The sequence below is a fragment of the Arachidicoccus rhizosphaerae genome, assembly GCF_900107765.1.
GTDB classification, from domain to species: Bacteria; Bacteroidota; Bacteroidia; order Chitinophagales; family Chitinophagaceae; genus Arachidicoccus; species Arachidicoccus rhizosphaerae.
This window is the reverse complement of sequence record NZ_FNQY01000001.1, coordinates 517326-531612: the sequence shown is the minus strand read 5'-3', so window position 1 is coordinate 531612 and position 14287 is coordinate 517326. Positions and strand designations below refer to the sequence as shown.

The 14287-nt window shown below is 43.6% G+C and carries 9 protein-coding genes; 5 read left to right on the top strand and 4 right to left on the bottom strand.

The features are described from left to right. Positions 1-40: 40 nt before the first annotated feature. Both BLU80_RS01950 and BLU80_RS01945 read left to right on the top strand, forming a co-directional pair. Positions 41-3232 (top strand): efflux RND transporter permease subunit, encoded by a 3192-nt coding sequence (locus BLU80_RS01950; RefSeq protein ID WP_091392587.1) that lies wholly within the window; start codon positions 41-43, stop codon positions 3230-3232. Then, positions 3222-4682, top strand: coding sequence for an efflux transporter outer membrane subunit (locus BLU80_RS01945; RefSeq protein ID WP_091392585.1), 1461 nt, complete (start codon positions 3222-3224; stop codon positions 4680-4682). The genes BLU80_RS01950 and BLU80_RS01945 overlap by 11 nt, the downstream gene beginning before the upstream one ends. Before the next feature lie 111 nt (positions 4683-4793). Here BLU80_RS01945 and BLU80_RS01940 read toward each other — a convergent pair whose 3' ends face one another. Then, positions 4794-5636, bottom strand: coding sequence for a hypothetical protein (locus BLU80_RS01940; RefSeq protein WP_091392583.1), 843 nt, complete (start codon positions 5634-5636; stop codon positions 4794-4796). A gap of 182 nt (positions 5637-5818) precedes the next feature. Here BLU80_RS01940 and BLU80_RS01935 point away from each other — a divergent pair, with 182 nt between their 5' ends. Continuing rightward, positions 5819-6487: a peptidylprolyl isomerase gene (locus BLU80_RS01935; RefSeq protein ID WP_091392581.1), complete on the top strand. Its 669-nt coding sequence runs from the start codon at positions 5819-5821 to the stop codon at positions 6485-6487. A gap of 27 nt (positions 6488-6514) precedes the next feature. Here BLU80_RS01935 and BLU80_RS01930 read toward each other — a convergent pair whose 3' ends face one another. From BLU80_RS01930 to BLU80_RS01920, 3 genes are all read right to left on the bottom strand, one after another. Beyond that, positions 6515-7423 carry a segregation and condensation protein A gene (locus BLU80_RS01930; RefSeq protein ID WP_091392579.1) on the bottom strand — a complete coding sequence of 303 codons (909 nt, stop codon included), beginning with the start codon at positions 7421-7423 and terminating at the stop codon, positions 6515-6517. Positions 7424-7578: 155 nt separating this feature from the next. Beyond that, positions 7579-8010 (bottom strand): large conductance mechanosensitive channel protein MscL, encoded by a 432-nt coding sequence (gene mscL, locus BLU80_RS01925; protein ID WP_091392576.1) that lies wholly within the window; start codon positions 8008-8010, stop codon positions 7579-7581. Positions 8011-8099: 89 nt separating this feature from the next. After that, on the bottom strand, positions 8100-8849 hold the full coding sequence (locus tag BLU80_RS01920; RefSeq protein WP_091392794.1) for a PPK2 family polyphosphate kinase: 750 nt from the start codon (positions 8847-8849) through the stop codon (positions 8100-8102). Positions 8850-9266: 417 nt separating this feature from the next. Between BLU80_RS01920 and BLU80_RS01915 the strand changes: the two genes are divergently transcribed. Further along, positions 9267-12377: a SusC/RagA family TonB-linked outer membrane protein gene (locus BLU80_RS01915; RefSeq protein ID WP_091392574.1), complete on the top strand. Its 3111-nt coding sequence runs from the start codon at positions 9267-9269 to the stop codon at positions 12375-12377. A gap of 36 nt (positions 12378-12413) precedes the next feature. Beyond that, positions 12414-14267 carry a RagB/SusD family nutrient uptake outer membrane protein gene (locus BLU80_RS01910; RefSeq protein ID WP_091392572.1) on the top strand — a complete coding sequence of 618 codons (1854 nt, stop codon included), beginning with the start codon at positions 12414-12416 and terminating at the stop codon, positions 14265-14267. Positions 14268-14287: the final 20 nt, after the last annotated feature.

Sequence of the window (14287 nt, the reverse complement as noted above, 5' to 3'; positions counted from 1 at the left end):
TCTTACTACACAAAGGCTAATATAAATATTTTAACCTGTTATGCTGAAAACCTTTATACACCGGCCCATACTGGCGACAGTTGTCTCATTGCTGCTAGTCCTGTTAGGACTTGTAGGCATTAAACAGCTGCCAGTGACCCGGTTCCCTGAAATTGCCCCTCCCAGTGTTGTTGTTTCTCTATCCTATCCCGGCGCCAACGCAGAGACCGTCGCCGAGAGTGCCATACTGCCCATCGAAGAGGCGATCAATGGCGTGGAAGGAATGACTTATATCAAGAGCTCCGCCAGCAACTCCGGCTCAGGGAGTATCAACGTATTCTTTAAGGCCGGTACCAATCCGGACCAGGCCTCCGTAAATGTCCAGACACGTATTTCGAAGGCGGCCAGCCGTATCCCTTCCGAAGTAAACGAATCCGGTATCACCGTCATGCCCCGGCAAAGCGGGGTCATTATGACCATCAACCTCTACAGTACCGATCCGCAGGGAGCCTATGATGAGACCTTCCTGCAGGCATTCTCTCAGATCAATATCAACAGGGAATTATTGCGCGTGGACGGGGTGGCAGAAGTCTCCAGAGTCGGCGCCCGTGACTATTCCATGCGCGTCTGGCTGATTCCTGATAAGCTGGCGGCCTATAACCTGGTACCCCAGGATGTTATCAAGGCCATCAAGGATCAGAACTTTGAGATCGCCTCCGGTAAGTTCGGGGAAACCTCCAATGAGACCTTTGAAACGATATTAAAACATAAGGGGCGTTTTAGCAACCCCAAGGATTTTAAAAACCTGGTTATCCGAACCAATGAGGATGGCACCATCCTGTACTTAAAAGATATTGCAAGAGTGGAACTGGGCGCCTCCAATGAAGGGGCGGATAACTCCGTAGACGGACATCCGGGGCTGACCTTGAATATCACCCAGACCAGCGGCTCCAATGCCCGGGAAATCGACATGCAGGTGCGTAAAATCCTGGAAAAAATATCCAAGGATTTTCCTTCAGGCATCCATTATGATATTACCTATAGCGTGCGCGATCAGGTAGATGAATCCGTAAACCAGGTACTTCATACTATTTTGGAAGCCTTTATCCTGGTATTTATCATCGTATTTATCTTCCTGCAGGACCTGCGCTCCACCCTTATCCCGGCCATTGCCATCCCGGTATCCTTAATCGGCACCATGTTCTTCTTGTCGGTATATGGGTTCTCCATTAATATCCTGACCATGTTCGCCCTGGTACTGGCCATTGGGATTGTGGTGGATGATGCCATTGTGGTGGTGGAGGCCATCCACCAGAAAATGGAACTCACGAATCTCAGCGCCAAAAATGCGACACTCGCCACCATGAAGGAAATCACACCGGCGATCTTGTCGATTACCATGGTGATGGCAGCGGTGTTTTTACCCATTGGGTTTATGGAAGGGCCTACGGGATTATTTTATCGCCAATTTGCCTATACCATGGCCACGGCGATTTTACTCTCGGCGCTCTGTGCCCTTACTTTGAGTCCAGCGCTTTCTGCCCTGATTCTTAAAAAGCCCAATCACGAGCACCGCAAACAACTGGCCGGACTCTCTAAAGATGAAGTGGGGCAAAAAGACCGTAAGACTAAGACAAAGGCATTTGTATTCAGGTTCTTTGATTATTTTAATGAAGGACTCCAGAAACTGACCCAGAAATACATCGGGGCCGTTAAATGGCTGATCAGCAAAAAAGCTTTTGCAATGGCAGCCCTGATTCTGGTGGTACTACTGGGTTTCTTACTGATGCGTACAACGCCTACCGCCTTTATCCCTAATGAGGATGACGGTTTTATTACCTATACCATCAAAATGCCGCCGGGCGCTACGCTTGCCCGTACAACGGAAGTACTGAATAAAGCAGAAAAAATACTGAAAAGACACAAGGAGATTAAAACCATGACCAGCATCTCCGGCTATAATGCCATTGATGGGGCCACCAGTAGTGCCTATGCTGTCGGATACCTGAACATGTATCCCCATAAGGAGCGTAGGGGCATAACAGGTATTGAGGAATTTATGGATACCATCCGTAAGGATTTGTCTACCATCAATGAAGCGTCCTTTTCTGTATTCCCCAGACCTACCGTACAGGGATTCGGGGATGTGGCTGGTCTGCAGCTGGTATTAGAAGATAAACTAGGGGGCAGCTTCCAGCAATTTGGTCATGTGTCCGATTCCTTTATTACGGCTCTGGAAAAACGTCCGGAAATCCTTTCTGCCAGCACACCTTTCCAGGCAAATTTCCCGCAATATGTAATGGACATCAATTACGTGAAGGCCAAGGCCATGGGCGTCAGTGTACAGGAAATGATGACCACGATTCGTGATTATTTTGGCAGGGCCCAGGCCAGTGACTTTACCAGCTTCGGCAGACAGTACCGCGTATATGTCCAATCGGATTATCAATATAGAAAAACACCGGAATCTTTTAAATCTATCTATATTAAAAATGATAAGGGACAAATGGTACCGGCCAACACCCTGATTACCCTGGAAAAAAATGTAGGTCCGGAGGTCGTCAACCGCTATAATCTCTATAATAGTATTTCTATTAATGCCACCCCGGCCAAAGGATACAGTACCGGGGATGCGATGAAGGCCGTTGAACAGGTGGCTAAGAATAATCTCCCGGGCAATTACCAGTTGGAGTGGACCGGCATGAGTCTGGATGAAAAATCGTCCTCCGGACAGACGGCCTTTATTTTGCTACTCAGTGTATTATTTGTCTACTTCCTGCTCTCCGGTCAATATGAAAGCTATATCATGCCTTTTGCGATACTGTTATCCATCCCTGTAGGACTGGTGGGTGTATACGGGGCCGTTAAACTGGTCGGCCTGCAAAATAATATATATGTTCAGTTAGGGCTGATCATGCTGATAGGCCTGCTCGCTAAAAACGCCATCCTGATGGTGGAGTACTCCATGCAGCGAAGAAAAGCCGGGCTCAGCATCTTTGACGCCGCTATCCAGGGGGCTACTTTGAGGCTTCGCCCTATCTTAATGACCTCTTTGGCATTCGTAGCGGGACTTGTTCCATTAATGTGGACCCAGGGGCCGTCTGCCCAGGGTAACCATTCCATCAGTTATGGTGCCGCCGGCGGGATGATTATGGGGGTACTGCTTGGGATCTTTATTATTCCGGTATTATTCATCATCTTCAGAACTTTAGATGAGAAACTAAAATTAAAATTTCAGAAAAGTGAAGATTAATACAAGAAAAAATATCATTGGAACATCCTTGATTTTAATGGCTGCAGCGCTTTTTTTGCAGGCCTGTAAAGTCACAGAGGATTATAAACGACCGGACTTTAACATGCCGAGTGCCTATAAATTGCCGGACTCTCTGGTCACCAGCTCTATGGATGCCATTCCTTCCTGGAAAGATTATTTTAAGGACTCGACCCTGTTGAATCTACTGGATAGCGCCCTTACCTATAATCTGGATTTAAAGGATGCGATTAAAAATATTCAGATTACCGATCAGCTCTATAAACAGTCTAAATCTTTATATGCACCGGATATAGATCTGAACTTACTGAATGTGACCCGTGAATACCGAAGTCATGATTATTATTCCAGCCCCTCTTCCGGATGGTATGATAAAAGGGGTAAAACCGCGCCCAAGGACTTATATCTGTATCAGTCTCACTTTGCCAATACGGTAGCTGTGGATTGGGAAATTGATATCTGGGGTAAGATTAAAAGAGAAAAGGAACAGGCTAAAAGCCATTATCTGGAAACATTTGAGGCTAAAAAGGCGGTTCAGACCGCCCTGGTGGCTGATGTAGCCGACGCTTACTATAACCTGATTATGCTGGACGAGCAGCTGCAGGTCGCGACCCGTAACTATCATTTACGCAGTAATACCTTAAAAATGGTTGAATTGCAGTATCAGGCAGCAGAGGTAACGGCTCTTGCGGTCCAACAAACCAAAAATCAGGTATTGAAGGCACAGGCGCTGATCCCGGACCTGAAAAAAGAAATCGCTGTCCAGGAAAATGCCTTAAAAATGCTGACGGGCAATATCAGTTTAAATGTAGGTAAACGTAGTGCACTGTCCGAGATCCCGGCTGACTCTCTGTATAAGGAAATCCCTTTATATTATGTGCAGAATAGACCGGATGTCTTAGCGGCCGAATACGACCTGATGGCCGCCAACGCTGCCGTAGGGGTGGCTCAGGCCAGCAGGCTCCCTAATTTGTCCATCACTTTTGAAGGCGGTATGGATGCCATGCTGCCTAAAAACTGGTTTAATATTCCGGGTTCCTTGCTGGGAGACTTTTTTGGCGGCATCACGCAGCCTGTTTTTCATAAGCGTAAACTAAAAACCGAATACGAAGTTTCCAAACTGGAAAGGGATCAATCTGAGATTGCCTTTCAAAAAGCAGTGTATGGCGGTATTACCGAGGTCAGAAATGCCCTGGTGGCGGTAAGGCAACTCTCCGAACAGCTGACCATCGCCAAAGAGCAGGTGGCCGTTTCTCAAAAAGCGGTTCATAGTGCGGCGCTTTTATTTACAGCAGGGGAAGCGACTTATCTGGAAGTCATTACGGCACAAAGTAATGAACTGGATAGCGAGCTTAACCTGGCTTCCTTAAAAGCTGAGTTAATGAGTGCCCGCATACAACTCTACCGTGCACTGGGCGGTGGCTGGAAATAAAAGCCGGCCATAATTTTTTTGTGACCAAAATATTTTCCGACTAAAAAAGCCCGGATGCTTTACAGCTCCGGACTTTTTTTATGGATGACCTTATCCCACCGGCAGCACCTACTACTCCGGCTTTTCCCGGCTGATATCATATTGTCCGGTGTCATCTTTGAGGTAAGCCTCCTTCGTTGAATTCAAAAGAAACTCATCGGATACTGTAAAGATTTTTTCCGGTTGCAGATCTGTATAGCTGTGCAGTTTGCCATCGTATTTTATTTTGTCCGGCAGCTCCATTATATGTGCCTTATATATATTCTCCTTTTGTCCATTATCCATCACGACTAAGTCAAGCGTATAATATTTTGAAGTGCCGCCATGGTTGCCGCTGCCAAATACCGCCTCTACCCCGTAGGCCGTTTCCACCTGTATGGTTCTGTCTTTCAGGATCCATTCATAGGAACATACGTCAAAGCCGTGATCGATAAAAAAAGCATAGGCGGGTGCCCCGTATTTTTTCTGAAAGACCTCAAGGGCTGCCTTTCTGGTCGCCGCCTGATCATATCTTGAGGTGGCATAATAGGCTACCGGTTTTTTATTTTTGTCCGTTAGTGTGCGGAGCGAATTAAAATACAGCTGATCAAACCTTACCAGGCTGTCGATCTCTTTGCTTTTATATAGATAACCAAAGTCATTTTGTGGTAATCTGAAGCCCATGCTTTCTGATAGCAGACTGCTGATCTTATAGCGGAAAACGGAGTCAGGCAGCCTCTTAAAAGGCAGACTATCCAGGGTATAATCCACCTCTGTACGGTTCAGGGTTTTATCATGATACAAGCTGTCGATTTTTTCCTGAAAACCGGCAGCGGCCAGATCAAAAACCTGATTCTCTTTTACCTGCCCGCAGCCGGATAGTCCCCTGCAGGCAAACAGCAACAATAAGACGATTATAAGCGGAGGATATTTCATGGATCAATTTTTCAGGGTCATTCAATAGGGCTACTACGCACGTATCTTATACAATTTACGAACAATATTTTTATTTCAGGGATTTGGGCGGAGCCAACCGTAAATAACTATGAGACCGGGTTTTTAGTTATCTTAGCAGCAGGGTCGTACAATAACAATAACTAAACATTCCTGATCCCGATATGATAAGAAAAATACTACTTACCTCCTTTAGCCTGCTGCTCATCCTTTGTGCAGTCAAAAGCCAGAAATACCGGGCGGTCATGCGGACGGACTCCGGCAAGATTACCCTGGAACTTTTTGACGGGACGCCTAAGCACCGTGATAATTTTATAAAGCTTGCTCGTAAGCATTTTTATGACGGCGTTTTATTTCACCGGGTGATCCCTGGCTTTATGATTCAGGGCGGTGATCCTGATTCTAAAAACGCCAAGCCTGGTGTTATGCTGGGAGACGGAGATGTGGGCTATACCGTACCCGCTGAGTTCAGGCCTGAGTATTTTCACAGGCGTGGTGCGCTGGCGGCCGCCAGAGAGGATAATCCCGCCAAGGCATCCTCCGGTTGTCAGTTTTATATTGTAACCGGAAAAAAATTCTCTGATGAGCAGTTAGATAAAGCCGAAAAAAGATCGGGGCATACTATCGCTGCAGATCACAGGAAAATCTATAAATCTGTCGGAGGTGCACCGCACCTGGACCAGAACTATACGGTTTACGGACAGGTTCTAAAGGGCATGGAGGTCGCAGATAAAATAGTCAATGCCAAACGGGATAAAAATGACCGTCCGCTTAAAGACGAGCGTATCAAAAAGATCAGAATCCGGAAAAAAATACTGGGATTCTGGCTGTAAAAAAGCCAGATGCGATGGAAAGAATGATTAATTAGCAGACGGACTGGGCTGATCGGGAAATAACCCCTCGGCCTGGTCCAGCGCTTGATTTCCGATTAGTTTTTCTTCTGCGCTCTGCCCTTCTGCTGCAGGGGCAGGATCTTCAGAAAGCGTGTTTTCAGGGATGGGATTCGCCGCAAGTTCTTCATCTCTGTTATCATTCCATTCCACGATAAAATTGTTTTTCCCCTCTCCCACCTGCAAGGTCATAAAGCGCATCTGGGAGAGCTCCAGCAGGGAAAGGAAAAGAAACAGCGCGTGGATTCTGTCTTCGCAGACATTGAAAATGGACTCAAAGGACATGGAATGTGATTTTTTAACAGTCGTCAGGATATACTCCCTGCTGCCTTCCATGGTCCAGTTATAATGTACTACCGTATGCACCGGCTTATTATTGCGATCCATCACCCGCTGCATGACCTTTTCAAAGGTCTTCATAATTTTAAAGAGGTTAATTGTCTGTATCTCAGTGCCCTCTGCTGCATCTTCCCCGATTTTGCTGAGTTCAGCCATCAGGTTACCTCTTTTTTGCATCAGCTGGCGAAGTGTTTCTTTTTCCGCCAGTTCAATGGCAGCCTCTTTAAAACGTTTGTATTCCAGGATTTTATCTACCAGTTCCTGACGCGGATCAATCTCATTACCCTTATCATCCAGCTCTTTTCTGGGGAGCAGCATTTTAGCTTTAATGCGCATCAGCGTCGAGATAAACAATATAAACTCACTGCTGAGTTCTATATTTAAACTGCGCTGCTGATGCAGATAATCCAAGAAGTCCTTGGTTATCTGTGTGATCGGTATATTATAGATATCCAGCTCATCTCTTTCAATGAAGAACAGCAAAAGGTCAAAAGGCCCTTCGAATTGCGGTAATTTAATCTGATAGATTGATGGTTTCAAAATACACCCTAATTTATAACGATAATAATCAATTGAAATACAAAAAACCTCCTGCCTGGCATCTGATTTTCAACAAACTAGTTAAAATCATGCGCCAGGCAGGCAGGTAAAATTAAGAAAATCCCCCGAGGGAATCCATAAAAATTCTCCGAAGCTTATTTGGCGCGGATAGCGTCTCTGATTTCTTGTAGCAATATCTCTTCTTTTGTTGGTTCCGGTGCTGCAGCAGGAGCTTCTTCTTCTTTCCTTTTCAGTCTCATCATCGCCTTAACCATCATAAAGATGACCAGGGCCAACAGTAAGAAGTTGATAGCCACGGTAATAAAGTTACCGTAGGCGAAAATAGCAGCACCCTCAACTTTTTTGGCGTCTGCTAATGCCAGACCGGAAGCCGCTTTATGATTGAGGTCAATCCATAAATTGCTGAAATCGGGCTGACCCACTATTTTGGCGACCACAGGCATCACCAGGTCATCAATTATACTGGTGACAATTTTGCCAAAAGCACCACCTATGATCACACCGACAGCCAGATCAACCGCATTACCTTTTATAGCAAATTCTTTAAAGTCTTTTACAAATCCCATGATTTTAAATTTTAGTCGTTTTAAAATAGATTATTAAAGGCAGTCAAATATAGAACAAAAATTTTCAATAACTTACATATACGAAACACTTAGGAAGTCTGTTCTAACCCGGGATATTTAGGGTTTATTTTCCGGATCAGATCATGTACCGCCTTGGCAACTATGTATTCTTTATACCAGTTTTTATTGGCCGGAACAATAATCCAGGGTACTTCATTACAATGCTCAAAACAATCTTCATAACATTTCTGGTATTCTATCCAGCTTTTAGCCTCGACGGCGTCTCCCGGATTGTATTTCCACATTTTCCTTTTGATCTGCATTCTCTCGGCCAGCCTTTCTGACTGCACTTCCGGCGTGATGTGTAAATAGAATTTTAAGATATGGGTGTGATTTTTAGTGAGTAGCTGCTCAAATTCATTAATGGATTTCATGCGCTCCTTAGCCGTTTTGTCATTAATGGTCTTATGCACTCTTGTAACCAGAATGTCCTCATAATGAGAACGGTTAAAGATTTTAATCATTCCTTTTTCGGGGGTCTGCTTATGAATACGCCATAAAAAATCATGATCCAGTTCTTCTTTGGTAGGCACTTTAAATGAATGGACACTGATGCCTTGCGGATTTACTTCACTAAAAACACTGCGCACGGCGCCATCCTTGCCGGAGGCATCCATCCCTTGGAAAACAATCAAAATAGCATCATTATGCGCCGCGTACAACTTATTCTGCCACTCATCAATTGCCTTTTGATATTCCTTTGTCTTTTTCTTAAAAGAATCTTTGTCAGCATCTTTTGGAGGATCTGCGGATATCTTGTCCAGTCTGAGTTTTGCCATTGTGGGTAAATAAAAATGTGAAAGAATCAGCGCCATGGAAGACCGATTATCTGGCCGCCTGTCCTAAAATTAAATAAATAAATTCAAAAATTCTGCCATTTATTTTAAAAAGGAGACAATTGTGGTTGATTTTATTAAGAAAATATTAAACAATTTTTATTATCAATATTTATAATCACCCATTAATTTAAATCGATTGCAAAATTGATTTACAATTCAATAGGAATATAAAATTACATGGCCATTTTTATCATTTGACTTATGTTAACAATATGTTGGTTATTCATTAACCGCAAACGGTTGTGTATTCAGATAATTTTATTAAACAATTGTGAAAGTTGTCATCCGACTAATTGCTTATGCGTATGGATTATAAACGTTCACAAACACTAAACTCAAATTTTTAAACTGTATGAAATGGAATTAAAAAAGCTAAAATGCAGATGGAGAATAACGCTGCTATTAAGTTTTGGATTTTTCCTGACTGCGACCGGCCTCCAGGCGCAGAATGAAACGACACAACAGGAAACAATCAACCTTACCGGTAACATTAAGGATAATCTGGGTACGAACCTGGAAGGGGTTACCGTGAGAGATATTACCTCGGGAAAAACCGTTATTTCGGACGCGGATGGTAATTATAAAATCGAGGCCAGCAAAGGCGATTCCCTGATTGCCTCCTACATTGGCTATCAGGATTACCGCTGGCAATTTAGTGACAGGATTATTGTCAACATCGTCTTGGAACCTATCAGCGGCGGCTTAAATGACGTAGCTGTCGTCGGCTATGGTCGTCAGAAAAAAATAAGCCTGGTTGGTGCACAGGCAACAGTAAAGGTAGAGGAATTAAAACAACCTGTTGCAAACCTGAACACCATGCTGGCAGGTCGTATATCTGGACTTGTTGGCGTGCAGCGTTCAGGACTGCCAGGAAGCAATTCGGCTGATATCTGGATCAGAGGTATTTCCACCTTTGGTTCCAGCGGCAGCGGTCCACTGGTTATCATTGACGGCGTTCAGGGTCGTAATACCAATGATCTTGATCCTGAAGATGTAGAAGATTTCACCATCTTAAAGGACGCTACAGCAACAGCTGTATATGGTGCCCTGGGTGCCAATGGAGTTATTATCATTAATACAAAAAGAGGTAGTGCCAGTAAGGTTAATTTGATGGCCAATTATCTTGAAGGTGTAACTGCATTTACCAAAGTCCCTGAAATGGCGGATGCTGAAACCTATATGAACCTGAGAAATGAGGCTATGGTGGCTTCTGGATTTACGCCGGCCTATTCACAGGACTATATAGACAGCACTCTTGATCCGAATGCCAATCACTATGTATACCCGAATGTTGACTGGATGAAAACCCTGTTCAATAATTTATCGCACAACCGTCGCTTTAATTTCAGTGCACGGGGAGGATCGGATAATGTACAATTTTATACATCTTTGGCTTATTATGAAGAATCTTCTTTATTAAAAACAGATGGTCTTCAAAATTATGATGCCGGCACAAAATATCAGCGGTACAACTTTGTTTCTAACGTTGATATGAAGTGGACAAAAACAACTAAATTTTCATTAGGTATTAACGGCTACATATCTCAATTAAATGAGCCCGGTTCCGGAGCCACCTCTGCATTTAGTAATGCGATGAGCGTAAGCCCGGTCCGCTACCCTGTTATGTATCCCGGAAACCTGGTATCAGGCATTGCGGAAGGGTCTACGCCTTCTCCAAACCCATGGGCAGACATCACCCAAACCGGATACAAAGAGGCCTTCCAGTCAAAAATTGCGACCACGGCACAGGTAAAACAAGATTTCGACTTCATAACGAAAGGACTTAGTGCAAATGTTTTATACTCATTTGACACATACAGCAATAATAACCAATACAGAAAGCGTCAAAGAAGCGTTTATTATTTAAACCAATCAGATCCTTATAATGATGACGGCTCTTTAAATCTGGAACAAGTCATTTCAGGGGTAGACGTTTTGAGCTACGATAAAGACTATTCTCAGGACAGGCAGTTTTCCCTGCAAGGTCAGGTCAATTGGGCAAGAAATTTTGGTGACCACCATGTACAGGCAATGGTTGTTTATAGTCAGCTTAGCCAGCCCAATCCTACGGCGGACAGCTACCAGGACGCTATTCCTACCAGACAACAAAACTACGCTGCCAGGGCAACCTACTCTTATCTGGACAAATATTTTGCAGAATTTGATGCAGGTTACACCGGCTCACAGGTTTTCTCTCCTGAAAACAGATACGGGTTCTTCCCTTCCTTAGGTGTTGGCTGGGTTTTGTCCAATGAAAAGTGGTGGAAACCGCTCTCCAATGTGTTTAACTTTTTCAAAATCAGATACTCCAACGGGTTCTCCGGGGCCATCGGAGGTTCAAGATTTGATTATATCACAACCATCACCGACGGCGCCAAAGGGACCAATTTCGGAAGAGTTGGTTCAAGTGTAAATTATTCCGGTATCAACATTCTTCACTATGGCGCCAATGTTAAATGGGCCAAATCGCATGACCAGGATGTCGGACTTGAATTTAATGTTTTGAATAATAAACTGACTTTTATAGTAGACTGGTTCCAAAAATACAGAACCGGCATATTCCTTACCAGAGCCAATTTCCCAGCATTTGCGGGTTTGCAATACCAACCTGATGGCAACTATGGAACGACTATAAACAGAGGATTTGATGCCACTGTAGAATTATTACCCATCCCATTAACGGATAAATTGTCTATATCCTTCAGAGGCACCTTCACCTACAACAAGGATAAACTCCTGGAAAACAGCGCCGCGCCTTACGAAGAACCTTATATGGATCCACGTGGGCAGAAAATCCTTACCAACTACGGTTATATTGCTGAAGGATTATTTCAGAGTGAGGCCGACATCGCCAATCACGCTGATCAGTCCGGCGTAGGCGGCATCCCCAGAGTAGGTGATATCATGTATAAAGATTTAAATGGTGACGGTCTTATCAACGTTTATGATAAAACTTATATCGGCCATGGAGATGTGGCTCCTCTTACCTTTGGTTTAGCAACCAATATCCAATATGGAAATTGGTACGTGAGTGCATTTTTTGAAGGCGTACAGGGAGCAGACCGGGAATTAACGGGTAATGCCAGAAGTCCGTTCTCCGGTTCTGATGATAATAATATTTTTGCAAATGCCGTTGACAGATGGACAGAGGATAATCATGCAACGAATCCTTTTTATCCAAGACTGGCCTATGGCACGGTTCCCAACGCGAATAATAATGTAACGAGCACCTGGTGGATTAAGGATATCTCTTTTATCCGTTTTAAAACACTGAATATCGGTTACAACTTACCTAATAAGATTTTCAAAAATACCGGGTTCAAAAATGCGACCATTTATTTTGACGCAGTCAATTTATGTTATTGGAGCCCATTCAAATTATGGGATCCGGAAATGAATACCGGCAACGGTAACACATATCCAAATACCAGAAATATGGCCATTGGATTTAAGGTGAATTTCGATTAAGAGGAACCTTTTGAACATCTATTAAAAAAATGAATTATGAAAATTAAAATATTATTAATCAGTTTTATTGTATTAGTCGGGGCATCAGTAATGTCCTCCTGCAATAAGTTTTTAGATCAGGTACCGGATATCACCTTATCTGATGATTCCATATTCGCCAACCTGACCAATACCAAAAGATACCTGGCGCAGGTTTATGCCAATATTCCTGACCCTTATGCCAATAGAGGCGGATGGGGATCTGATGACGCATCCTATAGTCAGTTAGCCGACGAATCCAATTATTTTGCTGAACATGATTTCTCCATCAGCGCCTTCAGTTACAATACTTTATCAGCCTCTTTCGGCGCTTTTGAATACATATGGGGAGAATTCTATAAACCAGTCAGAACAGCTACTGATTTTATCAATAAAATAGACGGAGCTAACGCCAGAGAAGTGGACGCCTATCATAAGGCACACTTCAAGGCAGAAGCCAGAGCCATGCGCGCGATTTTCTATTATTGGTTAATCAGATTATACGGTCCAGTGCCTATTATTAATCAGCCCCTGCCAATCAGTGCCAGTAATGAAGAGCTAGCGCTGGCAAGAACTCCTTTTGATACCTGCGTTAATTATATCGTAACGCAACTGGACAGTGCCTATAATGAGTTAAAGGCGATTTCAACCTCCAGCCAGCCAACCAATATGCCGTTAGACGAAGAATATGGCCGGGTGACAACAGGCATTTGTAAAGCTTACAAGGCTCAGGTTTTATTACTTGCAGCAAGTCCTTTATTCAATGGCAATACAATGTATAAGAGTGTAGCCAATAAAGATGGTACAAAATTATTCCCTCAGGCCTATGACCAGAATAAATGGAAATTAGCGGCTGATGCAGCCAAGGATTTTATTGATGAATTTGTCCCGGGCACCTACGACCTGTTTACGGTATCAGACAGCGATCCTTATATGGCGGCCTATAAGGCTTGCAGGGATGTCATTTCCACTGACTGGAACAATGAATGGATTTTTGCCAAATCAATGAGCGGCAGCATAGGAACCTATACTTATAATGCGATTCCTAAATTTGTCGGATATGGCTCCAGTGTTACCAAAGGCGGAGGCTATTTAGCCGTTAACCAATCTATGGTAGATGCCTTTTATATGAAAAACGGTTTAGCCATCACGGATCCTAATTCCGGGTATAAAAAATCTGGTTTCTCAGAATTTCAGAGTCCTTTTGACATCAAACAAAGAACTACTTTTAACCAGTGGGTTGACCGGGAACCTCGGTTTTACGCAGATGTTACCTACAGTAATAGTTACTGGTTAAATCAGGGAAGTAGCTCTGATGAAGTTATTGTTGACTTTACCTATCACGGATCTTGTGGTAAAATCCAGAGCGACCATGACTATTCCTCTACAGGTTATCTGATTAGAAAAAACATTACAAAAGGAAATGATTCCAGAGGCTGGTGTCATTTAAGGCTCGCAAAAATCTATCTGGATTATGCGGAAGCACTCAATGAATACGACCCGGGGAATCCGGACATTTTAAAATATCTGAACCTGATTCGTAAACGTGCCGGAATCCCACAATACGGATCTGGTGCTAATGATATTGCCGCACCAACTACACAAACGGCCATGCGTACAGCCATTCACCATGAGAGACAAGTAGAGTTCGCATTTGAACAGGTTAGATATTTTGACTTACGCAGATGGTTAGACGCCGCAACCGAACTGAATAAACCCGTTTATGGGATGGATATTGATGCTGATGGAGATGACTTTTACAAACAAAAGGTTATACAAAATATATCATTCACGCAACGTTGTTACCTCTGGGCAATCCCAAGTGCGGATATCAGAAAGGATGACAACTTAGTTCAAAATCCGGGTTGGTAATTTTTAAGTATAAACGATTA